The organism is Flavobacterium sp. ZE23DGlu08 (genome assembly GCF_030505335.1).
GTDB lineage: Bacteria > Bacteroidota > Bacteroidia > Flavobacteriales > Flavobacteriaceae > Flavobacterium > Flavobacterium algoritolerans.
This window is the reverse complement of the sequence record NZ_CP130045.1, coordinates 1,072,729-1,096,841: the sequence shown is the minus strand read 5'-3', so window position 1 is coordinate 1,096,841 and position 24,113 is coordinate 1,072,729. Positions and strand designations below refer to the sequence as shown.

Sequence of the window (24,113 nt, the reverse complement as noted above, 5' to 3'; positions counted from 1 at the left end):
ACTGTCTCATAAATAGTATAGGTTTTTTGTTTTTTTTATGATTAAATAAGCTACCATTCCCAATAGAAATTCATTAAATTTGTACATCTTGGTTTTAAAAAATTTAAACCTTAAACTTTAAACAACATTTTTTTAATGTCGAGTATAATTCAATTACTTCCTGATCATGTTGCCAATCAAATTGCTGCTGGAGAAGTCGTTCAAAGACCAGCTTCAGTTGTCAAAGAGTTGCTTGAAAACGCAGTTGATGCCAGAGCAACAGATATAAAATTAATTCTTAAAGATGCAGGGAAGGCATTAGTACAAGTGATTGATAATGGTTTGGGAATGAGCGTTACCGATGCACGTTTGTGTTTTGAACGTCACGCCACTTCCAAAATTCGTCAGGCCGAAGATTTATTTTCTTTGCATACCAAAGGATTTCGTGGGGAAGCACTAGCATCTATTGCGGCGATTGCCCATATGGAAATGAAAACCAGGCAAGATCAAGAAGAACTAGGAACGCACATTGTCATTGAAGGCAGTAAGTTTATGTCACAAGATGTTGCTGTTTTGCCAAAAGGAACTTCATTTGCTGTCAAAAATTTATTTTTTAATATTCCGGCGCGACGTAATTTCCTGAAATCGGATACGGTGGAATACCGCCATATTATTGATGAATTTCAACGTGTTGCTTTGGCTCATCCAAAAATACATTTTACCTTTTATCACAATGGCAGCGAAATGTTTAATTTGCCGCCATCTACTTTGCGACAACGAATTGTCAATATTTTCTCAGGTAAAACCAATGAAAAATTAGTTCCTGTTCAGGAAGAAACAGAAATAGTGACGATTCAAGGATTTGTGAGCAAACCTGAGTTTGCCAAAAAAAATCGTGGAGAACAGTTTTTCTTTGTCAATGATCGTTTTATAAAAAGTGGTTATTTGCATCATGCGGTTATGGCCGCCTATGACGGGATCTTGAAAGATGGTGCGCAACCGAGTTATTTTTTATATTTATCGGTGCCGCCAAATACTATTGACATCAATATTCATCCCACTAAAACGGAGATTAAGTTTGATGATGAACATGCTTTATATGCTATTTTAAGAGCTTCCATAAAACATAGTTTGGGACAATTTAATGTAGCCCCAGTTTTAGATTTTGATCGGGATTCTAATTTAGATACGCCGTATCATTATAAAGATTTAGAAGGCGCTACGCCCACCATTCAAGTCGATGGCAACTTTAATCCTTTCTCTGAAGAAAAACCCAGCAAGCAATTTTCCAGTTATAGAAAACCGGAAGCAACAGCTAATTGGGAAAGTTTATACGTAGGTTTAAAACAAGATACGGATGAAATAGGGCAGATGACTTTCGAAAATGAAGAAGTGACTTCCTCTTTATTTAATGATGAAGAAGTAGAGCATTCTGTTCATAAAACCTATCAAATTCATAAAAAATACATTGTTTCGTCAATCAAATCAGGAATGGTGATTGTCGATCAGCAACGCGCACATCAACGTGTTTTGTATGAGCAGTTTTTAGTAAATATGACAGTGAACCAGGCATCAAGCCAGCAGTTATTATTTCCTTTGAACTTGTTTTTTTCGTCAAGCGAAATGAATCTTATCGCTGAGCTACAACTTTCGTTGATGAATACCGGATTTGTTTTTGAAGAAAATAACACCGATCATATTGTTATTTCGGGAATACCGGTAAATGTAACGGAGAGCGAAGTTTCATTGGTTTTAGAACAATTATTGAGTGATTTGCAGGACGGAATTCCTGAAAGCAGTTTCAGTCAGAATGATACGATTGCCAAATCAATGGCCAAAAGTTTAGCGGTGAAAACAGGAACGCACCTTACAGAAAAAGAGCAGGAAAATTTGGTCAACGGACTTTTTGCCTGTAAAGACCCCAATGTTTCCCCATTTCATAAACCCACTTTCATCACGATGCGTGTGGAAGATTTAGATAAAAAATTTGCATTATGAGAAACGTAACTGAGACAGTAAAACAATTAATTATTATAAATATATTGTTTTTTGTAGGTACACTTGCTTTAGGGGATTTTAATCCCACAAATCCAGCGTATAGAATATTAGCCTTATATTTTCCGGAAAATCCTGATTTTCAATTGTGGCAACCGTTGACGCACATGTTTATGCATGGAGGCTTTATGCATATTTTTTTCAATATGTTTGCTTTGTATTCTTTTGGATCTGCTTTAGAGCAAATGTGGGGAAGCAAGAAATTCTTATTTTTCTATATTTCCTGTGGCTTAGGCGCTGCGTTATTGCATACTGGAGTTAATTATTACTATTTCCAAGATAGTTTAAATACTTTGATTGCTAATGGATTTCCTAAACAAGAGATTTTACAACTTTTAAATGAAGGCAAAATAGATACTAGATGGCAACAATTTATATCTGTTTCTGATTTTCAAAATTTCACAGGTGCTTATATTGGTACTGCAGTTGGAGCTTCTGGGGCTATTTACGGAACGATAGTGGCGTTTGCTTTTATGTTTCCTAATGCTGAATTGGCTTTGATGTTTATTCCTGTGCCCATAAAAGCAAAATATTTTGTACCAGGTTTAGTTTTGGTTGACTTGTATTTAGGTATTTCTGGAAAATCAATTTTTGGTGGTGGTGGAATTGCCCATTTTGCACACGTTGGTGGTGCTTTGTTCGGTTTTATTATTATGTGGTATTGGAAGAAAAATCAGTTCAATAAAAACCGTTGGAATTAAAAACGCAATACTTTTAAGTGGTACGACCTAAATATCAGATCTTAAATCCCAATTAAATTATGAATATCATTGACGACCTGAAATTACAATACAAGATAGGAGGAATAGTCACCAGACTAATTTTTTGGAATGCCGCTTTGTTTGTTCTTCCGTGGTTGCTTTTTGCACTTTTATCTTTGTTGGGTGTCAATATTGATTATATTCATTATGTGAGTTTATCTTCTAATCCGGCACATTTGCTTTGGAAACCTTGGTCGTTGCTTTCGTATGCTTTTTTTCACAGCGGAATCATGCATATTATTTTTAATATGATTGTTTTGAACTTTGCTGGCAGACTATTTATGACGTATTTTACGTCTAAGCAATTATTGGGTTTGTATGTATTGAGTGCCATTTTTGCTGGAATTAGTTATATTTTGGTATTTTACGTTTTAAATATTAATGCTCCAATTGTAGGTGCCTCTGCCGCTATTATGGCTATTTTGGTTGCTACAACTACGTATCATCCTTTGATGGATCTTCGTTTGTTGATTATTGGGAATGTCAAGTTGTGGCATATAACCGCCGTAATTGTAATAGTTGATTTAATGCAATTGCGTTCAGAAAATATGGGTGGACATATTTCTCATCTTTCTGGAGCTTTTTTTGGTTTTATTTTTATTAAATTGCTTCAAAATGGAACCGATTTAAGTACTGTTGTTACTCGTATTATAGATTTTTTTGCAAATTTGTTCAAAAAAAATACATCAACACCATTCAAGAAAGTGCATAAAAATTACAGTAAGCCTTTGGAAAAAAGTGTTTCAAAAATAGTTACTAAAGATAAATCGCAGCAGCAGATAGATGAAATTTTAGATAAAATCAGTCAGTCAGGTTATGATAGCTTGACAAAAGAAGAAAAAGAATTCTTATTCAAAGTAGGGAAATAAGTTTCAATGAGATTTTAGCTATTGTTTTAATAAAAAATATAGAAAATGAAAAATCTTTCATGGTTTAATAAAGGAATGTTTTTTTTGAATATAGTCCTTACTATTGTGACTTTTATAGCCTATGTTTTGCCCTTTTTGGCGCCAAAATCTTTCCCTCTTTTGTCTGTTTTGACACTTTTTATGCCGCTTTTTTTTATCTTGAATGGCTTGTTTTTTGTGTATTGGGCCATACAATTCAAAAAGCAATTGATAGTTTCGGGTTTGGTTTTATTGATAGGGATTACTTTTATAAATAAATTTTATAAATTCTCTTCTCCTGAATTTCCAATAGAAGAAAAAGATTTTACCGTAATGAGTTATAATGTTCGTCTGTTTAATGTTTTTAAATGGATTGACAGAGACGATGTTCCTTCGGATATTCTTACCTTCATTAATGATAAAAACCCAGATATATTGTGTCTTCAGGAATACTCATCTTCTGCTAACATAGATTTGAAAGTGTATCCGCACCGATATATTTTCACTGATGGAAACCAAATTAAAACCGGCCAGGCGATTTTTTCTAAATTCCCGATTATTGACCAAGGAAATATTGTTTTTCCAAATTCCAGTAATAATGTTGTTTTTGCGGATGTAAAAAAGGGAAAAGACATCATCAGGGTTTACAATATGCACATACAGTCCATCAAAATTTCTCCTGATGTCAATGAAATTGATGAAAATATCGATGCGATTAATCAGCAGAAATCACAAATGTTATTCATCAGGATCAGTAAAGCATTCAAACAACAACAACAGCAAGCGGAGATTTTTAAGGAGCATAAAATGAAATGTACGTATCCAATTATCATTTGCGGAGACATGAATAATAGCGCTTTTTCTTATGTGTACCGTAGCATTAAAGGAAAATTGAAAGATAGCTTTGAAGAAGTAGGAAAAGGTTTTGGAGAGACCTATAAATTCAGGTATTATCCCGCCAGAATTGATTATATTTTTGCTGACGAAAAAATGAAAGTAAAGAAATTTGAGAATTTTCCAAAATTTATTAACTCAGATCATTTTCCTATTATGGCAAGATTGTCTTTGGAATAAAATCTAATTTGGAATTTTATTTTAAAATCAGTTCTTGTTTTTTTAAATAATCCATGGCATATTTCCCCTCATTAAAAAGCAAATCCAGAACGCTAAGATTGTTGATAAAACCATGTTTATCATCAAAAACCTGCGTGTAACTTTCGAATACAGAAAGGTCTTTTTTTCCGTTTACCAAACCCCTGAAATCTGTAATTGTATTTGTATTCACTTCGTGAAAGTATTCTGTTGTGGTCGTGTAATCCAGTTTCAGACGAAAACATTTTGATAGAATGGTAAAAACCTCAAAATTTAGATCCAATAAAAAGGTGTATTTTTTCTCGAAAATGGGTCTGATATCATCTTCGAAAAATTCAAAAAAAGGAGAACTTCGGTATCCAGCTTCTAATGATTTGAAATGTTGTTTTTGCCAATCAAAATCGGTTTCAATTTTGATATCTTTTGTTTTTTGATGATTTTCTTTAGAATGTTTTACAGGAATATTCAATAGCTGAATTCCGTTTGGACTATAAATATAAGCGCGGTTGCGATTGGTTTGTTTCTGAAAATTATCTTCTACTTCAAAGGTAATATTTTCCGATTGTACAATCGCTGCAAAATGGCTAATCGATGGAAAATAGGTAGGATGGATGAGAATGTTCATATTGTCTAAAGTTTTTAAAGTCATAAAGTCGAAAGTCATAAAGCTGGATTAAATAGCAACTTTATGACTTTAGACCTTGAAACTTTTGACTAATTTTTTGCCTCTTTTCTTTTCTTCCAAAAATAATCTCCAATAAAAAATGCGGCTAAAGCAATTAGGAAATATTTAAAATAAGATTGAGGTTGACCTTCACCGCTAACAGTTGTGAAAACCCTGTCCCAACGTATTTTATTCAAACCTTTACCGTTAGTATCCCAACTTAACCAAATAAAAATAGGTTTCCCTACAATATGATTTTCAGGAACAAATCCCCAGTAACGGCTGTCTTCAGAGTTGTGACGGTTGTCACCCATCATCCAGTAATAATTTTGTTGGAAAGTGTAATCTTTAACTACTTTTCCGTTTATTCTTATTTCGTTTCCTGTTACTTTAAGGTCGTTTTTATCTCCATTTTCATTTGTTTCATAATCAGTAATTATGGTTTTATAAAATGGCAATGATTCGGTTGTTAAAGCGACAGTTTTTCCTTTTTCTGGAACATAGATTGGACCGTAATTATCACTGTTCCATTTATTAATGTGCGGAAAAACACCTTTTCCATTATTTGCTTGATCTACATCTCTAGATATTTGTCTGATTACAGCAGTTACACCAGGTACGTTTTTCAATCTTTCTGCTCCCGCAGCTGTCAAAGCACTAAAGATTAATGTGTCTCTTCGAGTTTCATCAGTAACCATTACAGGGTCAGTTACGTCCATCTCTTTAAGTAAATGCTCAAAATCGATTGGCGTTTTTCCGTCTAATGCTACTTTATAGGAGAATTGTGGTTTTGCTCTTTCTGGTAATTCCAATAGTTTGCCATCAATGTAAACCATACCGTCTTTTATAGACAAGTGATCTCCAGGGATTCCAACACATCTTTTTACGTAATTCGATTTCTTGTCTATCGGTTTTAAAGCACGTCTGTTTGAAGTGTCAAAAAACCTGTAAACGGTATCAACAGGCCAGTTAAATACAACGATGTCTGTTCTGTTTATATTCTGAATTCCCGGCAATCTTAAATAAGGTAATTGTGGCCAAGTTAAGTATGATTTTTTTTGAAGTAAAGGTATCGAATCGTGAACCATTGGCAACGCTACTGTTGTCATTGGGATTCTTGCACCATAATTCATTTTACTCACAAATAAAAAGTCACCTACCAATAAGGATTTTTCCAATGAAGAGGTAGGAATCGTGTACGGTTGGATTAAATAGGTGTGAACCAAAGTAGCTACTATAACTGCAAAAAGCAATGAGCTAACGGTATCAGCAGCTTTGTTTTCGGGACTTAAACTTCTGTCAGCTATGTAATTTAATTTTTGGGTATAATTGACATAATAGATGTAAAAACCAAGAGTTACAATTCCTAAAAAAGTATCTAATCCAGATCGTTTTCCAAAACTTCTCAATGTTTCTACCCAGATTACTGGAAACATAATCAAATTGATAATTGGAATGAAAAGTAAAATGGTCCACCAGGTAGGTCGTCCTATTATTTTCATCAAGACAATAGCATTGTATACTGGAATAGCGGCTTCCCAACGTTTCCTTCCTGCACTTTCATATAGTTTCCAGGTTCCTAAAAAGTGAACTATTTGTACAAGCAGAAAAAATATAAACCATTGATATACTGACATAATTTTTTGTTTAAGGTTTAGAGCTTATGATTGCCAAATGAGTAATCATAAACTGGATAACATTTATTTTAAATTTAAAACATCCTTCATTGTGAAAATTCCTTGTTTCCCTACAATCCATTCTGCAGCAATTACAGCACCTAGAGCAAAACCTTCACGATTGTGTGCCGTGTGTTTTATTTCGATAGCATCAACAACAGAATTGTAAGTCACCGTGTGTGTTCCCGGAACAGTTCCTATTCTTTTTGCTTCGATATGAATTTGATTGGTTTCTGGTTTTTCCAATGTCCAATTGGTATATGAACTGTTTTCAATTACTCCTTTGGCTAATGAAATTGCTGTGCCACTTGGCGCATCTAGTTTCTGGGTATGATGAATTTCTTCCATGTCAACTGAGTAACTGTCAAATTTTGACATGATTTTTGCCAAATATTCATTGAGTTCGAAGAAAATATTTACACCTAAACTAAAGTTAGAACTGGAGATAAAACCACCGTTTTTTGCTGTGCAAAGTGCTGCCATTTCATCATAATGTTCTAACCAGCCTGTTGTTCCTGAAATTACAGGGACATTAGCATTGAAGCAACTGGAGATATTACTGACTGCTGCTGTTGGAACACTGAAATCAATAGCCACATCAGCATTTGAAAGACCATCAAAAGTATTGTTTTCATCTTTTTTCAAAACGATTTCATGTCCTCTTTCCAGTGCAATTCTTTCAATTACCTGACCCATTTTCCCGTATCCTAAAAGCGCAATTTTCATTTGTTTTTTATATTTATAAATTAAAATTTAAAGATGAATCGAGCAATCTGTTTTCGATCTAAAAATTATAATTAAATGTTAGTCCTACATTAGTCTTTAATGTTACATCATTTGGATAAAGAACTGGTCTTACTGATAAGTTTTCATCCACATTGAATTGTATTAAAGCGGCATCGACATTAGCATCTATGATGTTTAATGCATAGAATGCCAAAGTTACCAAAGCTGATAAATCTCGATTTCGTTGATAAAATTTTTGTCCGGCAATCAATCGATTGTTATCTAAGAAAGCCAAATCATCGGTAGTGTATCCTTCTAATCTGCTTTTGTAAGCATCTCTGTATTGATGGTATTTCCTGTTGTTGTCAATATAGAAGTAAACGCTGGTTCCCAGTGCTCCGTAAACGAGTGGTATTTTCCAGTATTTCTTGTTGTAAGCCTGACCTAAACCCGGCAAAATTGCTGAAAAAAAAGCTGCTTTTGCAGGAGTCAACGGATCAATGTCATTTGATTTCAAAGTATCTTTAGCTACAAGCACCGCTTCTGTTTTCGTTTGGGCAAAAACAGTAGTGTTTCCTGCAATAAAAAGGAATAGACCTATGAAAATGATTTTATGCACTACTCGTTTATTAGTTTAATGATTCTGTTGAAGTCTTCTTCAGAATGAAATGGAATAGTGATTTTTCCTTTACCGTTTCCAGCTACTTTCACATCGACTTTAGTTCCGAAATAATTTGTAAAAGCGCTTTTATGGGCATCTGCAATTTCAAATGAGGCTGCTTTTGGTTTACCGGCAGGTTTTGGTTTTAAACTTTCCTGATAGTTTTTCACCAAAGTTTCCGTATCACGAACCGATAAATTTTGGCTCACGATTTTTTGATAAATATCGGCTTGAATGTCTTGGTCTTCAATATTGATTATTGCACGACCATGACCCATACTGATAAAACCATCACGAATTCCGGTTTGGATAATCGGATCCAGTTTTAAAAGTCTCAAATAATTAGCGATAGTAGAACGTTTTTTTCCTACACGCTCACTCATTTGTTCCTGAGTCAATTGAATTTCATCAATCAAACGTTGGTACGAAAGTGCAATCTCAATTGGATCTAAATCATGACGCTGGATATTTTCAACCAATGCCATAACCAATGATTCATTGTCATTTGCAATACGAATGTAAGCAGGAACTGTTTTCAATCCCACAAGAGTTGACGCACGAAGACGACGCTCACCCGAAATCAATTGGTATTTATTGAAGTCTAATTTACGTACGGTAATAGGTTGAATAACACCTAATTCTTTAATAGAAGTCGCTAATTCTCTCAATGATTCCTCATTGAAATTACTTCTGGGCTGAAACGGATTTATTTCAATTGCTTCAATTTCAAGCTCAATAATATTTCCTACAACTTTATCGGCATTTTTATCGTCAACGGATTTTATATCGTTTTCCGGATCTTTCAATAACGCAGATAATCCTCTTCCTAAGGCTTGTTTTTTTATTGCTTTTGCCATAAAACTATTTACTGTTTTTCTTTATAACTTCTTGAGCAAGATGTAAGTAATTGGTAGCTCCTTTGCTTGTTGCATCGTAGTTTATTATACTTTCTCCAAAGCTTGGCGCTTCGCTCAGTTTTACATTTCTTTGAATAATGGTATCAAAAACCATGTCGTTGAAATGTTTTTGAACCTCTTCAACCACTTGGTTTGATAAACGCAATCTCGAGTCAAACATGGTCAATAATAACCCTTCGATGTCTAAATCCGGATTGTGAATTTTTTGGATGCTTTTTATCGTATTCAATAATTTTCCTAAACCTTCTAGTGCAAAATACTCACATTGAATAGGAATAATCACAGAGTCAGCAGCAGTCAAAGCATTCAACGTAAGCAAACCAAGAGATGGCGCACAATCGATGATGATATAATCGTACTCGTCCTTGATGCTTTCCAATGCTTTTTTAAGCATATATTCCCTGTTTTCTTTATCGACTAATTCGATTTCAATAGCAACAAGGTCAATATGAGATGGGATTACGTCCACATTTGGAGCAGAACATTTTATAATGGCCTCTTTTGGCGTATGACTATGTTCCAGAATTTGATACGTACCTATCTCAACAGATTCAACATCAATTCCCAATCCTGAAGAGGCATTTGCCTGTGGATCAGCATCAATAAGTAATACTTTTTTTTCTAAAACACCCAGTGAAGCAGCAAGATTAACTGACGTTGTCGTCTTTCCAACTCCACCTTTTTGATTAGCAATCGCGATGATTTTGCCCATTTATTTTTCTAAATTTTGAACCGTAAAAATACAATTATTTATGGTTTCTAAAAATCTATTTTGTTAACATTTGTTAAAGCTTGATTAGTCGCTATTTGACAATTCCCATTTTCAAAACAGATTTCATTTTACAAGAGCTATTCCAGCTGTGCGCTTCAATCCCGATAGTTCGGGACTTGAGCTACTCTCGGTTTTTTCTAAAGCCATAAAAGGAGCTTCCTTTGGTCGCTCTTTTCTGTCAAGAAAAAATCAAGAGCAGCTCGTCGAAGCTTTTCACTACCATCTGGGCTAGGGCAGTAGTGGTTGAATAATGCTGTGGAAAAACAAATTTATTTTAGATTTCCACACTAATTTTCGAACCAAATAAATTTAGTCCTTATTTCTGAAATAGTTTTGCATAAGCCAAAAATAGTACTATATTTGCACCCGCTTTCGGGGTGTAGCGTAGCTCGGTTATCGCGCCTGCTTTGGGAGCAGGAGGCCGCAGGTTCGAATCCTGCCACCCCGACTAAAAATCCTTTCTGTCTCTACAGAAGGGATTTTTTTATTGTATAATAACAAAAACTGATTATTCAGGTTCTATAATACAGTAATTATGACTTATTTTTGTGCTGTTAAAAAATTATAATATACCTTACTATGTCTGATACAATCGAAAAAATTAAATGTCTTATTATAGGTTCTGGTCCAGCAGGTTATACTGCAGCAATATATGCCGCCAGAGCAAATATGAACCCTGTTTTATACCAAGGAATGCAACCTGGTGGTCAACTGACAACTACTAATGAAGTAGAAAATTGGCCTGGTAATCCTGAAGGAATTACTGGTCCCGAAATGATGGTAGGATTGCAAGCACAAGCACAACGTTTTGGTACTGATGTACGTGATGGTTGGGCAACTAAAGTTGATTTCTCAGGAGATGTTCATAAAGTTTGGATCAATGATACCATAGAATTGCATTGCGAAACAGTAATTATTTCTACTGGAGCATCAGCTAAATATTTAGGGATGCCATCAGAACAACACTATTTGAAAATGGGTGGTGGAGTTTCGGCTTGTGCTGTTTGTGACGGTTTTTTCTATAGAAATCAAGAAGTAGTAATTGTAGGAGCAGGAGATTCAGCTTGTGAAGAAGCACACTATTTGTCAAAACTTTGTAAAAAAGTAACCATGTTAGTGCGTAGCGAAAAATTCAGAGCTTCTAAAATCATGGAAGAACGCGTTCGCAAAACAGAGAACATTACCATATTAATGAATCACGATACTGTTGAAGTATTAGGAGATGAGCAAGTGGTTACTGGGGTAAAGGCTTTGAATAAAAAAACAAATGACGTTTTTGATATTCCTGCAACTGGTTTCTTCGTGGCTATTGGTCACAAACCAAATACTGATATTTTCAAAGATTATATCACATTAGACGAAACGGGATATATTATCAATACTCCTGGAACCTCAAAAACAAATGTTGAAGGCGTTTTTGTAGCGGGTGATGCAGCGGATCATGTGTATCGTCAAGCGATAACTGCAGCTGGAACAGGTTGTATGGCCGCTCTTGATGCCGAAAGATATTTGGCTTCTAAAGAATAATACCAGTAATAAAATTTCAATATAAAAAAAGTCCCATTTGCCTTAGCAAGTGGGACTTTTTGTTGGTTAGAGGATTTCTATTTCAACTTTTTTATCAATTTAGCCTCATCAGCAAATTTTCTGATTTCAATTTTTGGAGCACCCACAAGTTGGATTTCTGATTTATTAGCAGCGTCTATAATAACGGTTGTTACCGCATTTACACTACAATTGGAATAACTTTCTGTGGTTACGTCAACATTTTTTACAGTTAATTTATTTCCTGTCAAGCTCGAGTTATTATCCAACCGAATGATGGCATTAGCTGCGTCCCCTTCGATAGTAGCATCTGATTTTTGATACATATCCACTTTTAAATCTGTAGTGGTGACTAAGGCTTTTAGAGAGGCGTTTTTACTTAATTCAATCGTAGTATTTTCTGATTTTAAATTGAGTTCTGTTTTTGATTTATCATCAGATTGTAATACGAAGTTTTTGGCATTCACATTCAAAAATAGTTTGGATGCATCGTGTGCTTTAAGTGTGAGGTCATTCACTAAAATTTCCTGAATTGCATTTACAGTCGTTTCATTTTTTGACGTAACCATATTTAAATCATTTGTATAGGTTACTCTAACAATCAGTTTCTTATAATTGGTGGCTTGTTTTGTGGTATAAATGCGCAATAGATTATCACTTAAATCCAAAGAAATAATATCGTGTAAGTTTTCGTCGGCTTCAATTTTCAGTTCTGTTCGCTCGCCTCTTTCCAAGTATACTTCGAGATTGTCTTCAACAGTAAGCGACTCAAAAGCCCCAACTTTCCTTTGTTCCACAGTTACTGTTTTTGAGCCTTTTATTTTTTCTTTTTTCTGTGCAAATAACAATGTAGTTGATAAAAGGAGCAGGAGTATAGCAGTATGTTTTTTCATAGTCATTTGGATTAGAGTCTACACAAATATAAAAAAATCATCCACTTGTGATGGATGATTTTTTGATTTTAGTACAATGATTTATTGTTCTTGATGAACACTTCCTCCGGAATTGGTTTCTTTTCGAATTGATTTCGGAACTTTACTATAGCTTATACTTCCTCCGCTAGAGGCTTCGGCGTCTAAACTGACAATTGGATGAATGTTGATGGTAGCTCCACTGGAAGCTTCGGCATTAACTTCATTTGCTAATAAGTTTTTGGCGTCAATTCCGCTTCCACTTGATGCATTTGCTTTCATTTTTAATCCCATTCCATTAATGGTGATGCTGCTTCCGCTGCTTGAATCACAAGTAATATCATCTGCTTCTATATTCAGGTCAATAGTTCCGGCACTAGATGTGTTTAGTGTAATATTTTCTCCTTTTATAGTGTTTGTGCTTGTGATGGATGCGCTGCTATTTGCTTCTAATTGCTCAATAACTGGCATTTTTACGGTTACTTTTTTAGATTTCGTATTGATAAAAGAATTTTTATCGCAATAAATAACGAGTGTGCCATTTTCAACTTTGGTAAAGATGTGCTTCTGCAAATTATCATCAGCCTCAACTACTATTTCGGTTACGTCTGATTGTTCAATGACAAGATCGATGGCATTACTAACTTCTATGCTTTTGAAATCACCTTCCACATTTCTTCTTTCGGTGGTGACATTTCCGCTTCCTTCAATTGAATTCAAATTAATGGAATGGTTACACGATGCGAATAGTAATGCAGTTAAGGCAACCAGAATAAATTTTGTAATTAATGTGATGATTTTTAACATAGCTTTAATTTTTAATGATTACACCGTTTTTGCTTACTGATAAGCCTTTTTTGGTTCCAGCTTCATTTACTGTAACCGTTTCTCCGTTTACTTTTACAGTAGTAGTTGTAATACTGTCATTTTCTGTTACTTTTCCAGTAATATTTACTTCTACATTATCACCATTTTCATTTACATCAACATCATTATATTCATTTTCATCAGCAGGACAATTTAAACATTTTATTTGAGAATTTTCTACTTTGTAAATGTAATTGTCTGAACTGTAGTGCAAGTTGAAGAATGAATCGTCAGATCTGTCGAAATTTTGTACTGAAGTATCAGGTTTCAATAGAATTCCTTCTGGTACGTATAAAAATATTTCCACTTCCTGGTCACGGAATTTATTAGCTACTTCTGTCAATAAATAGTTGTCTAGAATTAACTGATTTCCTTCAATTTTGATAGCGTATTTTATTTTTTCAGCTCTTTGTTTTGCATCTTGAAATGATTTACCTCTTGCTATTTTTTCAATTTGGATGAAAGGTAATTTCTCATCTGTACGTAAAATTTCTAAACTTACATTATTGGAATAAATCAATTGAGTGTTAGCTGAATCCTGAACAAACTTGAAGCTTTCTCTGTCATCAATGTCTTTAGTGTAATACTCATTGTATCTGAATTTTACAAACAAAGTGTCATTTGGCAATACATTAATCGTTTCTTTCTGAACTGTTTTTCCTTCGTAAGCCACTTCTGACGCTTGTTTTATTCCTATTGAAATTAATATCGTTATGGCAATAATCCAAAGTGCCAATAATGTGTATTTAGCAATATTTCCAATTGATTTCATGCTTGGTGACAATAATTTGAAACCTAAAAGTGTCAAGAAAAAGAACGGAATTCCAACTGCAAAGAACATTAACAATCCAAAAGACCATATTGGGTAATCCGTGAAATTTCCTGCTTCAATGAAACTCTGCCATGGCACATCAATAAAATCTGAAGAGCCTAAAGTGAAAACAGCAATTAGTAATGAAACTAATGTTGCAATTCCTGTGATGATTAAAATTACTCCTAAAAACTTTGCGAAAATCTTGAAAACAGTCATGATAAAATCACCAAAAGAGCTTCCTATTTTCCCGGCACCCGTTTTTATTTGATTGCCATATTTGTCGTAATCCACATTTTTTATTTTGCCAGAAACGCTTTCAAACTCTTCACGTACTTTTTTTTCGATATTCGAAATATTTACCGGTTCCCCGGTCATTTCAAGTTTTTCTGATGTGGTTACGGCTTCAGGCGTTACAATCCAAAGAATGATATAAGCCAAGATTCCAGTTCCAAATCCAGCAAAAACTAATAGGATTAGAACGATTCTGATCCATACGGCATCAATTCCAAAATAATGACCCAATCCAGCTGCAACACCGCCAATCATACCTTTTTCTTTATCACGGTATAATTTTTTTGTTCTTCTGTTTGAACTGTCACTAAAGGTTTGAGAACCTTTCAACTCATCTTCAATAATGTAATCTTCCGGTTGTCCCATTACGGCAATAACCTCATCTACATCTTTTAAACCCACAACATGTTTGTCGCTTATTTGTTTTTCATTCAATAATTCTGAAACACGCATTTCGATATCTTTTATGATTTCATCATGTCCAGATGAATTAGATAAAGATCGTTTTATGGCATCAAAATATCGAGTTAATTTTTGGTATGCATCTTCATCTATATGAAAGAACATTCCGCCTAGATTTATATTTACAGTTTTGTTCATGACTATTGTTTTTGGTTGGTTATAAGGTTTACGGCATCGGATAATTCAGTCCATGTGCCACTAAGTTCTTTTAAAAATGTTTGTCCTATTTCTGTTAGACCATAATATTTTCTTGGTGGTCCTGATGTGGATTCTTCCCAACGATAGTTGAGCAATCCATCATTTTTCAATCGGGTTAGCAGCGGGTAAATAGTTCCCTCTACAACTAATAATTTTGCGTTTTTTAATGTGTCCAATATTTCCGATGTGTATGCATCTTTTTCTTTTAATACGGATAAGATGCAAAACTCGAGAACACCTTTACGCATCTGGGCTTTTGTGTTTTCAATGTTCATAATTTCTTTTTTTTGATTTTGTGTTGATTAAACGGTTCATTTTTTGATTGATGATTGATTTGTTTTTGCGAGGAATGAAGCAATTGTTTCTTGCTGTTTGGTTCGCTTTATTTATTACGTTTGTTCGCTTTTAATCCATTTTATTTCTCCTACTTAATAAACGGAATCGTTATTGGATATTTGTATTTTTCACCATTTGATGTTTTGATGGAAGCATAAATGATTAAAAAGAATTCAGCCACTTTTAAAAGTCCAAAAATTAAAACAGCAACTAAACCTACTGTTAACATTCCGATGTTTCCTTCAAAGTTAAAATTTCTAAAAACAAAATCGTGGTCATTTACTACAGCTTCGAAAGGAACATTTTTAAACAGTGTAATTAAAAATGTTGGAACTGCAATTAGTATCAACACTAAAGAATACAATAGTAAACTTAACTGAAAATTAAGTACTTGTTTTCCGTGGTGATCCACAAATTCTGAACTTTCCTTTTTTGAAGTCCAAAGTATTATTGGAAAAATATAATTTCCAAAAGGAATAAAATATTGAGTCAATGCACTCAAATGAGTAAATGTTGCGGTGTTTTTTTCGGTAGTTGTTTCCATGATTAAAAGTATATAGTAATTTCTTATGCAAATATATGTCTAAAAGACAGTATCTTGTTTCGCATAGTACCAAATATTAACATAAAATTAACAAATTAATTTAATATGTACGCATAGTATTTTTTTGTATTTTAGCAAAAAACCTAGCTATATATGAAACTTACAGCGTCAAAACTTAATAAATTTCTCTTCTTTAAATTACCGTCGGCATTTATCTGTGGTGTACGTGTAAAAGAGATTGATGAAAACAAATGTGTGGTATCAGTAAAACACCGCTGGATTAATCAAAATCCGTTTAATTCCATGTATTTTGCAGTGCAAGCAATGGCTGCTGAGCTTTCTACAGGAGCTTTGGTGATGTTTCAAATCCAAAAAAGCGGCAGAAAAATATCAATGCTTGTTGCAAACAATAAAGGAAATTTTACCAAAAAGGCAACTGGTAGAATCACTTTTACCTGTATAGATGGTCATTTAATTGAAGAAGCAATTGAAAAAACAATTGCTACCGGAGAAGGACAAACCTTCTGGATGAAGTCTATTGGAACAGATGAAAAAGGAGTTCAAGTGTCTGAAATGGATTTTGAATGGAGTGTAAGAGCCAAATAAAAACACGTAGTTTGTTTCTAAAAATAGAAAAACGCCTCTAAATCTAGAGGCGTTTTTTTATAGGAAATTAAAATTTATATTGTTTAGACTAGCATTTTTTGCCACTTGCTTTTGCTGATGCATCACACTTTTTTCCTTCAGCCTTACATTTTGCTTGGCATTTTTCTATTTCATCAGCACTCATCGCTTTTGATTTAGAATCTTTTTTAGCACAACAGGATTCTTTTTTTGCTTTTTCTTTTGTAGCGGTTTTACTTTCTTGCGCACTAAGATTCACAGTTAGAAATGCGATTGCTATACATGCTATTATCTTTTTCATTTGTATAAATTTAAATGGTTTTCATTTTTTATTTGGATATAAATCCAAAATTATAATTCAAATATAAATAATAATTTAAACCAATTTATTAAAATTCAGATTAATATTCACTTAATTGAATAGTATTCTAATACTGGGAACATACATTTTATTTGATTATGATTTTTTTACTGTAATCTCCTTTTGAAGTTTTCAGTTTTACGATGTATACTCCTGAACTTAAACTTTTGATTGGAATTTGAATTCTGGTTTGAATTTCATTTTTCACATCCCAATTTGCCACAGCTTGTCCTAATATATTGAAGAGACGCACCTCGTTCACGGTTGAATCAAGAGCTTTATTTTGAATAATTAAGACTTTATAATTATTGGAATATAAAACTATAAGTCCGTCATTTAAATTATTCTCATCAACATCAAGTGTTTTGTTTGTAAATCGAAGTGAGAAACGGTTTCTGTAGTCGCCAACGGCTAATGAAATTGTAAAATCACTAGTACGAATGTCATGATAAATGCCCGTTATGTTATCATGGATGTAAATTTGAGTTGTACCAGATATGTTTTCAAGAGCATCAATTTTTATTTTGATTTTGCCTTCGGTTCCTACAGTAAGTCCTAAAGGGATTACTTGATTTTCATTAAAATCAGTAACGGCTTGAATCACATATTCAATATTATTAATTTCCCAAAACATATCATTTACACTCAAATCAAACATTGGAGCATCATAACCGATGTCGAACATTGCGGTTGTGTTACTATCGGCTCCAAGTAATAGTTGTCGATGCGCACCAATTGAAGAGTCAAAACCGAGTCTGATTTTTGATCTCGTTTCAGTTTCAACATCTGAATCTTTTGCACTTGATTTTGTTGTTCCAATCGTTTTCATAAAGAGCGAGTTTCCTGCACTTTCTTTGACAAATACTCGTTGACTATTTTTAAAAATTAAATTGCCACCATCAACTGTTGTTGGAATCATCGTCCCTGAAAGGTCAGAGTCTAAATAGGCATCAACAAAAAATCCTTGTGCTACGGGGATGTATCGTTCCGGTACTTTTGTACCAGCTCCAGTTCCAGTCAAAGAACTGTCAGCAATACCGGCAACTCCTCCCATTAATGTATAGGTAGCATAACCACCTTCATATTCAGCTAAATAGTGATTGTTTGACAAACCAAAATGATCCCAAAAATAAAGTGCGCCATTAAAAACATTTTTGCCTAGTGCATTTCTAGCAGCTAAGTTGTCTCTTATGAATTCGTCGGCGTCAAGCGCTGATGGGTAAGGATTTCCTACTAAGTACGTTTGGTCATAAGGTAAAGATAATGTAATAGTCCCTGAATTAGGTTTTCCTACAAAGACATAGTTTTGTAGTGCTGTGATTGGAGCAATACCACCGGTTCCTTTCATAGTATACGCTTCTCCAGTTTTTATCAGACCGGTACTGCCAACATATTTCCATTGATGATAATCATTTAAATCTGTATTCGAATTTAGTGTTTGTGAGTTGTAAGACCATAACCAGCGGTTACTAATTTTTATAGGACTTGAAACTACATCTGCAAAAAATGCACCGTCATCAAAATTGATACTATTCGGAATTAAAGAATCCGTTCCATCTTTTAGAATATTTGCAATTGCATATGGTGAATTATTTAAACCTCCTTGAATACTTACCGGTGATGACCAATAGTTGTAATTGAAACTATTTTTTTGACCTTGTTGATCTCGTTCAATATATCCTGAACTAGCTTCATCTAAAATACTGTCATCGTATTGGGATGCTGAATATCTCTTTTGTACCAGTTGTGATTGACCTACAAGATCAATATTACCGTTCAATAATAAATAAAGGGTAATCCATAAACCTTGACCGTCATTATTTTCAATTGGATTAGTTACAACAGGATCAGCCATTGTTAATTTTCCGGCAGTTGAAAGTAAACCTAATACTGTAATGTCTTTATTTCCAGAATTAATGTTATGTGATATTTGTACAATATTCCAATCAATTGGAGTACTATTATCAACTCCTAAGCTATTTGGTGCATCCCAAACATTAAAGTGTGTCCAAGTAGTATCAGTACTCCAATCTTGACCACTAACTCTTGAAGTATATGGTATTGGAGCGGTTTGATCTTGTATGCTGGTAATATTTCTTAACTTACCTATGGCAGTTCCTTTTGTTGGATTGAGATAACCACAACTAATGGAGCTCATTTGGTAATAGCCTAATAAATCGGCTGTCCATGATAATCCGTTTACATCTACAGGAACGATTACTCCTGCAACGGTAGCTCCGTTGCTTTTAATTTCCTGATTCATAATTTGGTGCAATTGTTCTGGAGTTAATGCTTTATTCCAAATTCGGAGTTCATCCATCCATCCATTAAAATAGCTTATAGGTTGGCTTCCAGATTTATTCATCGCTCCTAAAATACAATCAAAGTCATTAGTTGCTGGTAATGATCCTGATGCATTTTTCACTTCAACACCATCAATATATAATCGATACGTTGTACCACTCAAAGTAACTGCAATATGATACCATCTGCTTGTACTAATGCCATAATTAGAGGCAACTGTTCCTGTTCCATTCCAATTAAATGAAATTTTGTCTCCTATCAATTTCAAATCATAACCTGTAGCCAGATTATTAGAATCGCGTTTAGAAAAGATGGTTTGTGTTCCAGTTACTGAATTGGGTTTTACCCAAACTTCGATACTAAATGGAGCAGTAAAATCATAATTATCTTTGAAGGTTATATTGTCATTTGTACCATCGAAATTAATTGTAGAGCAATCAGTTAAAACAACAGTAACATCATCTGAACACCCGGCAGCAGTCCAAGTTAATACATAAGTTCCAGCATCACCGGTAAACGTAGCATTAGGATCAGTATCATTTGGAAAAAAGGTTGCTATATTACAAGGGCTTATTGCAGTACTGGATTTAATGGTCCATTTTCCAGTGGCACCAGTACCTATAGCAGTATCGGTTACATAATTATTGTCCCAAGCTCCTTTTGCTATATTTTGTGCAGCGGTAAGTCTATTGTCATAAGCATTAAGAGTGACCGTATTATTTCCACAATCTGTAGCTGGAATTGCAAGATCTTTCCCAGCATAAGCAAAGTTTACATTAACTGTTACAAATTCAGTTCCGTCTATTCCTGAACTTCTACATCCATTAATTAAAGTTGTAACACCATAAACTTGAACTCCTGGTGAAACAGGTGTTATATTCACCGTATTTATTGTTGAAATTATATTTCCGTCTTCATCAGTCCATTCAATGGTTTGATTTGGTGGTGCATCCGGAAATTTAAAATTATCTAAAGCCCAAGCACTATTTGTATTGGCACCTATAAAAGTGAATTTTACTCTCAATTGTGTTTGACCTATATAATTTTGTAAATCGAAAGAAGTATTGTCATTCGCAAAGGTATTAAAGAGGGCCGATTGAGCCGGTCCGGTAATATCTTGTAATGTAACAGTGTAACTTGCACCACCGTTCAGTGATAGTTCAATGAGTATGCGGTCTCCAGCCAATAATTTATAGGCCTGGTCAAATCCAAATGAAAAGGTTGTTAAACCTAATGAATTAAATATAGGTGTTTGTAAGGTTGTGGTTAATGGACCATTCGCAATTGCAAATTTTGGATCACCAGAATCATAAATTATTCCGCCTGGAAAAGGATGTGGGTTTGTACCAGCCCAATGGTTAGAACTTGTATTATTGGCAGATGCAGTATAACCTCCAGGAGAACCATCTACTAACCATCCTCTAGGATCTTGCGTATTCAATTGCCCTGTTTGAAAATCTCCGCCTTGCAAAAATTGGCCTGTACCATAACTACTTTGGGATGTAAATAAAGAGGAACTTCCTAAGCATAAAGTTGAAGGTGATGCCGATACAGGATCTGGTTTGATATTTGGCGGAATGACATTTACATATGCTATAGCTGAATATGCCAAGCCACAAGCTCCACTATCAAGTACTGCTCTGTACAATGTTGTTTGGCTGATATTCGTAAAATTATTTGTAGCACTTATGTTTGCAATAGGCACCCATGTTACGCCTCCATTAGTAGTGTATTCCCATCGTACTATATTCCCAACAAAACCACTTAAAGTAAGTGTACCACTACCTAAGTGGCAGGCAGTAATTAAATTGCTTATTATTGTGGGAGTAGCACTAAAATAACCAGTTATTGAACCACCAATCGTTACCGGATGAATTGTTATTACTTGAGAATGTGTTACCGCTACACAACCACCAGATGCTGCAATGGTATTGGTAACTGTATATGTTCCTGCTGTACTTGCCGCCAAATTGATTGCTCCTGTTGAGGAATTAATAGACAATCCTGCAGGTGTCGCGCTAAATACTCCTGCAACTCCACCTCCCGTATAAGTTAGCAATGGATTCGTAGCACTCTTGCAAAAAGTTGCAGAACCATAATTGAACGTAGCAACAGGAAGCGGATTAATAGTAACCGATGTTGTAACTGCTATGATAGCGCAACCTCCAGAAGCTGGAATTCGATAGGTTACAGTATAAGTACCTGGAGTACTAGTACTAGGTGTTATTGCTCCTGTAGTCGCATTAATTGTTAGTCCACTTGGAGCAGAATAGGTTCCTCCGGTATAGGCATTTGTTCCCGTTAAATTTACTGCTTGTGCGCTATTTATCGAATTGCAAAAAGGAGTTCCTGTATAGCTGATAGATGTCGTTGGAATTGGAGTTATTGTAACACTTGTAGTTGTTGAAACTGGAGCACAACCTCCAATAGTAGGGCCGGTGTAAGTTACAGTATAAGTTCCAGCCGTACTTGTACTAGGAGTTATTGCTCCAGTAGTTGTATTAATGGATAATCCACTTGGAGCAGAATAAGTTCCCCCAGTATAGGCATTTGTTCCAGTTAAATTTACTGCTTGAGCACTACTTAATGAATTACAAAAAGGTGTTCCTGTATAACTGATAGTTGCCGTTGGAATTGGAGTTATCGTCACACTTGTAGTTGCTGAAGCTGGCGTACAACCTCCAGTGGCAGGACCAGTGTACGTTATTGTATATGTCCCTGCTGTGCTTGTACTAGGAATAATTGCTCCAGTAGTTGCGTTAATTGATAATCCACTTGGAGCAGAATAGGTTCCTCCGGTATAGGCATTTGTGCCACTTAAATTTACCGCTTGAGCACTACTTGATGAATTACAAAAAGGAGTTCCGGTATAACTGATAGTTGCCGTCGGAATTGGAGTTATGGTAACTGTTGTAGTCGCCGTTACAGGCGCACAAATTCCAGTAACAGGGGTTGTATATGTTATAGTATAAGTACCTGCGCTACTTGTACTAGGAGTTATTGCTCCAGTTGAGGTATCTAAACTTAATGTTGGTCCCCCAGAAACAGCTGAGTAGGAGTAAGTACCTCCAGTGAAGGCATTTGTTCCTGTTCTTGTTACAGGTTGAGCAACGGTATTATTTTTACAAAATGGATTTCCTGTATAACTAATTGATACTGTCGGAATTTGTGTTACCATTAATGTTGCTATTGCTGATTGTACAGAGGAGCATGTATAACCAGCTGGCCCTGAAATTACTACATCGTAGTTTGCAGCATCTCCTGATGCAATAGAATTGATTGTTAAAGTTGAAGCTGTTTGTCCAATAATATTTGAACCATTTTTTCTCCATTGATACGATAAAGGATCTCCGTTTGCATCAGCAACTACGGTAAATGTAACATTAGAACCATTGCATAGTGATTGTGAAACAGGTTGAGAAGATACTATAATCGCTTGATCTACATTCAATGTTCTTTGTGCTGAAGTAACTGCAGCACAAGGAGATGCTCCGTTAATAACTACATAATAACTACCATCATCGCTTAAACTTGCTTGGTTGAAATTAAGATTAGCAGATTGCGCACCCGAGATATTAGCTGAATTAACTATTGCTGTACCAGTAGGAGCAGCGCCTTTATACCATTGATACGTTAAGCCATCACCAATGGCAACTACACTTAGACTTGCAGGAAAACTGGCACATATACTTGTATTCGAAGGTTGATTTGTAATTGCAACTGCTTTTTTAATAGTTAAAATGATATTTGCGGTTATTGCTGTACATGGACCAGCCGGGTCATTAGTAGAATACGTTAAAGTAACTGTGCCTGAATTAATATCAGTTGCACTTGGGCTATAAATTGCAGTTGGTGTATTGTTATTAAATGTACCACTTCCGCTTGTACTCCAAGTAGCCGAAGAAGCACCACCTCCAAATGAACCCGCCATTGTAGCTGTAGTATTTGAGCAGATAGTTTGATTTATTCCAGCACTTACGGTTGAAGCTTCATTCACAGTAATGGTTCTAGTAGCACTTACGATTGTACAGGCAGTTAATGCATTTGTGGTAAGTGTCAACGTAACAGTTCCACTGAAATTAGCAGCAGGAGTATAAGTAATGGCCGCAGGATTTACCGTTTGAGCTGTACTGCTTAAAGTCCCTCCTCCGGAAGTGATTGACCATGCTCCGGTTGTAGCTCCACCACCGATACTTGCACCAGAAAGTGTAATCGCAGACGGTATTGTTGATTGACAAACAGTTACAGTTCCTCCAGCATTTACAGTTGGAGCAGCATTTATAGTAATGGTTTTTATAGCACTTATGACTGAACAGCCACTTAGAGCATTTGTAGTAAGAGTTAGAGTGACAGTTCCACTGAAATTTGCCGCGGGAGTATAAGTAACAGTCGAAGGAGTAGTAGTTTGGGCTGTATCGCTCAATGACCCACCTCCCGAAGTAATAGACCATGCTCCAGTTGTAGCTCCGCCACCAATACTTGCACCCGATAATGTAATCGCAGACGGTGTTGGAGATTGACAAACAATATCAGGACTTCCAGCATTTACCGTTGGAGCGGTATTTATAGTGATGGTTCTGGTTGCACTTATTACAGAACACCCAGTTGGAGCATTTGTAGTAAGAGTCAACGTGACTGTACCGCTGAAATTTGCAGCAGGAGTGTA

General features: G+C 35.0%; 19 protein-coding genes and 1 tRNA gene. 7 read left to right on the top strand and 13 right to left on the bottom strand.

Annotation, left to right across the window (positions count from 1 at the left end; translation table 11 throughout):
- Positions 1-135: 135 nt before the first annotated feature.
- The 4 genes from mutL to Q1W72_RS04765 are packed head-to-tail and all read left to right on the top strand — an operon-like array spanning position 136 to position 4,756.
- The gene (gene mutL, locus Q1W72_RS04780) at positions 136-1,977 is read left to right on the top strand and encodes a DNA mismatch repair endonuclease MutL (RefSeq protein ID WP_302137501.1); all 1,842 of its coding nucleotides are present in this window, start codon (positions 136-138) and stop codon (positions 1,975-1,977) included.
- Positions 1,974-2,735: a rhomboid family intramembrane serine protease gene (locus Q1W72_RS04775; protein WP_099713278.1), complete on the top strand. Its 762-nt coding sequence runs from the start codon at positions 1,974-1,976 to the stop codon at positions 2,733-2,735. The genes mutL and Q1W72_RS04775 overlap by 4 nt, the downstream gene beginning before the upstream one ends.
- A gap of 59 nt (positions 2,736-2,794) precedes the next feature.
- Positions 2,795-3,664 carry a rhomboid family intramembrane serine protease gene (locus tag Q1W72_RS04770; RefSeq protein ID WP_302137500.1) on the top strand — a complete coding sequence of 290 codons (870 nt, stop codon included), beginning with the start codon at positions 2,795-2,797 and terminating at the stop codon, positions 3,662-3,664.
- Positions 3,665-3,709: 45 nt separating this feature from the next.
- On the top strand, positions 3,710-4,756 hold the full coding sequence (locus tag Q1W72_RS04765; protein ID WP_302137499.1) for an endonuclease/exonuclease/phosphatase family protein: 1,047 nt from the start codon (positions 3,710-3,712) through the stop codon (positions 4,754-4,756).
- Between the two features lie 16 nt (positions 4,757-4,772).
- Here the strand turns inward: Q1W72_RS04765 and Q1W72_RS04760 are convergent, their stop codons facing one another.
- From Q1W72_RS04760 to Q1W72_RS04735, 6 genes are all read right to left on the bottom strand, one after another.
- Positions 4,773-5,399, bottom strand: coding sequence for a WbqC family protein (locus Q1W72_RS04760; RefSeq protein ID WP_302137498.1), 627 nt, complete (start codon positions 5,397-5,399; stop codon positions 4,773-4,775).
- An 89-nt stretch (positions 5,400-5,488) separates the two neighbouring features.
- Positions 5,489-7,075, bottom strand: coding sequence for a signal peptidase I (gene lepB, locus Q1W72_RS04755; RefSeq protein WP_302137497.1), 1,587 nt, complete (start codon positions 7,073-7,075; stop codon positions 5,489-5,491).
- A 63-nt stretch (positions 7,076-7,138) separates the two neighbouring features.
- Entirely contained in the window at positions 7,139-7,840 is a 702-nt protein-coding gene (gene dapB / locus Q1W72_RS04750; protein WP_302137496.1) for a 4-hydroxy-tetrahydrodipicolinate reductase, read from the bottom strand.
- A gap of 58 nt (positions 7,841-7,898) precedes the next feature.
- Positions 7,899-8,459 carry a DUF5683 domain-containing protein gene (locus Q1W72_RS04745; RefSeq protein ID WP_099713273.1) on the bottom strand — a complete coding sequence of 187 codons (561 nt, stop codon included), beginning with the start codon at positions 8,457-8,459 and terminating at the stop codon, positions 7,899-7,901.
- A complete protein-coding gene (locus Q1W72_RS04740; RefSeq protein ID WP_121341117.1) occupies positions 8,459-9,358 on the bottom strand; it encodes a ParB/RepB/Spo0J family partition protein in 900 nt (299 codons plus the stop codon). Before Q1W72_RS04740 ends, Q1W72_RS04745 begins: the two co-directional genes overlap by 1 nt.
- A gap of 4 nt (positions 9,359-9,362) precedes the next feature.
- On the bottom strand, positions 9,363-10,130 hold the full coding sequence (locus Q1W72_RS04735; protein ID WP_035667779.1) for a ParA family protein: 768 nt from the start codon (positions 10,128-10,130) through the stop codon (positions 9,363-9,365).
- 433 nt (positions 10,131-10,563) lie between these two features.
- On the opposite strand from Q1W72_RS04735, the gene Q1W72_RS04730 reads away from it, so the two are divergent.
- Both Q1W72_RS04730 and trxB read left to right on the top strand, forming a co-directional pair.
- A tRNA-Pro gene (locus Q1W72_RS04730) sits at positions 10,564-10,638 on the top strand.
- A gap of 131 nt (positions 10,639-10,769) precedes the next feature.
- Positions 10,770-11,717, top strand: coding sequence for a thioredoxin-disulfide reductase (gene trxB / locus Q1W72_RS04725; RefSeq protein ID WP_302137495.1), 948 nt, complete (start codon positions 10,770-10,772; stop codon positions 11,715-11,717).
- Between the two features lie 77 nt (positions 11,718-11,794).
- On the opposite strand, the gene Q1W72_RS04720 is transcribed toward trxB, so the two are convergent.
- The 5 genes from Q1W72_RS04720 to Q1W72_RS04700 all read right to left on the bottom strand — a co-directional run bounded on the left by Q1W72_RS04720 (position 11,795) and on the right by Q1W72_RS04700 (position 16,158).
- Positions 11,795-12,628, bottom strand: coding sequence for a DUF2807 domain-containing protein (locus Q1W72_RS04720; protein ID WP_302137494.1), 834 nt, complete (start codon positions 12,626-12,628; stop codon positions 11,795-11,797).
- 81 nt (positions 12,629-12,709) lie between these two features.
- Complete coding sequence (locus Q1W72_RS04715) at positions 12,710-13,453, bottom strand: head GIN domain-containing protein (protein ID WP_302137493.1); 744 nt, start codon at positions 13,451-13,453, stop codon at positions 12,710-12,712.
- Positions 13,454-13,457: 4 nt separating this feature from the next.
- Positions 13,458-15,218, bottom strand: coding sequence for a PspC domain-containing protein (locus Q1W72_RS04710; RefSeq protein ID WP_302137492.1), 1,761 nt, complete (start codon positions 15,216-15,218; stop codon positions 13,458-13,460).
- Between the two features lie 2 nt (positions 15,219-15,220).
- Positions 15,221-15,553 (bottom strand): PadR family transcriptional regulator, encoded by a 333-nt coding sequence (locus Q1W72_RS04705; protein WP_099713267.1) that lies wholly within the window; start codon positions 15,551-15,553, stop codon positions 15,221-15,223.
- Between the two features lie 149 nt (positions 15,554-15,702).
- Positions 15,703-16,158: a DUF4870 domain-containing protein gene (locus Q1W72_RS04700; protein ID WP_099713266.1), complete on the bottom strand. Its 456-nt coding sequence runs from the start codon at positions 16,156-16,158 to the stop codon at positions 15,703-15,705.
- Between the two features lie 153 nt (positions 16,159-16,311).
- Between Q1W72_RS04700 and Q1W72_RS04695 the strand changes: the two genes are divergently transcribed.
- On the top strand, positions 16,312-16,764 hold the full coding sequence (locus tag Q1W72_RS04695; RefSeq protein WP_302137491.1) for a DUF4442 domain-containing protein: 453 nt from the start codon (positions 16,312-16,314) through the stop codon (positions 16,762-16,764).
- Positions 16,765-16,852: 88 nt separating this feature from the next.
- On the opposite strand, the gene Q1W72_RS04690 is transcribed toward Q1W72_RS04695, so the two are convergent.
- On the bottom strand, positions 16,853-17,083 hold the full coding sequence (locus Q1W72_RS04690; protein WP_099713264.1) for a hypothetical protein: 231 nt from the start codon (positions 17,081-17,083) through the stop codon (positions 16,853-16,855).
- A gap of 148 nt (positions 17,084-17,231) precedes the next feature.
- Positions 17,232-24,077, bottom strand: coding sequence for a LamG-like jellyroll fold domain-containing protein (locus Q1W72_RS04685; protein WP_302137490.1), 6,846 nt, complete (start codon positions 24,075-24,077; stop codon positions 17,232-17,234).
- Positions 24,078-24,113 lie beyond the last annotated feature (36 nt).

Coding starts and splice junctions, on each gene's coding strand:
- Q1W72_RS04770 (WP_302137500.1), top strand. CDS start 2,795: ATGAATATCATTGACGACCTGAAATTACAATACAAGATAGGAGGAATA.
- Q1W72_RS04705 (WP_099713267.1), bottom strand. CDS start 15,553: ATGAACATTGAAAACACAAAAGCCCAGATGCGTAAAGGTGTTCTCGAG.
- Q1W72_RS04775 (WP_099713278.1), top strand. CDS start 1,974: ATGAGAAACGTAACTGAGACAGTAAAACAATTAATTATTATAAATATA.
- Q1W72_RS04740 (WP_121341117.1), bottom strand. CDS start 9,358: ATGGCAAAAGCAATAAAAAAACAAGCCTTAGGAAGAGGATTATCTGCG.
- Q1W72_RS04735 (WP_035667779.1), bottom strand. CDS start 10,130: ATGGGCAAAATCATCGCGATTGCTAATCAAAAAGGTGGAGTTGGAAAG.
- Q1W72_RS04765 (WP_302137499.1), top strand. CDS start 3,710: ATGAAAAATCTTTCATGGTTTAATAAAGGAATGTTTTTTTTGAATATA.
- Q1W72_RS04690 (WP_099713264.1), bottom strand. CDS start 17,083: ATGAAAAAGATAATAGCATGTATAGCAATCGCATTTCTAACTGTGAAT.
- Q1W72_RS04760 (WP_302137498.1), bottom strand. CDS start 5,399: ATGAACATTCTCATCCATCCTACCTATTTTCCATCGATTAGCCATTTT.
- trxB (WP_302137495.1), top strand. CDS start 10,770: ATGTCTGATACAATCGAAAAAATTAAATGTCTTATTATAGGTTCTGGT.
- Q1W72_RS04695 (WP_302137491.1), top strand. CDS start 16,312: ATGAAACTTACAGCGTCAAAACTTAATAAATTTCTCTTCTTTAAATTA.
- Q1W72_RS04715 (WP_302137493.1), bottom strand. CDS start 13,453: ATGTTAAAAATCATCACATTAATTACAAAATTTATTCTGGTTGCCTTA.
- Q1W72_RS04720 (WP_302137494.1), bottom strand. CDS start 12,628: ATGAAAAAACATACTGCTATACTCCTGCTCCTTTTATCAACTACATTG.
- dapB (WP_302137496.1), bottom strand. CDS start 7,840: ATGAAAATTGCGCTTTTAGGATACGGGAAAATGGGTCAGGTAATTGAA.
- mutL (WP_302137501.1), top strand. CDS start 136: ATGTCGAGTATAATTCAATTACTTCCTGATCATGTTGCCAATCAAATT.
- Q1W72_RS04700 (WP_099713266.1), bottom strand. CDS start 16,158: ATGGAAACAACTACCGAAAAAAACACCGCAACATTTACTCATTTGAGT.
- Q1W72_RS04710 (WP_302137492.1), bottom strand. CDS start 15,218: ATGAACAAAACTGTAAATATAAATCTAGGCGGAATGTTCTTTCATATA.
- lepB (WP_302137497.1), bottom strand. CDS start 7,075: ATGTCAGTATATCAATGGTTTATATTTTTTCTGCTTGTACAAATAGTT.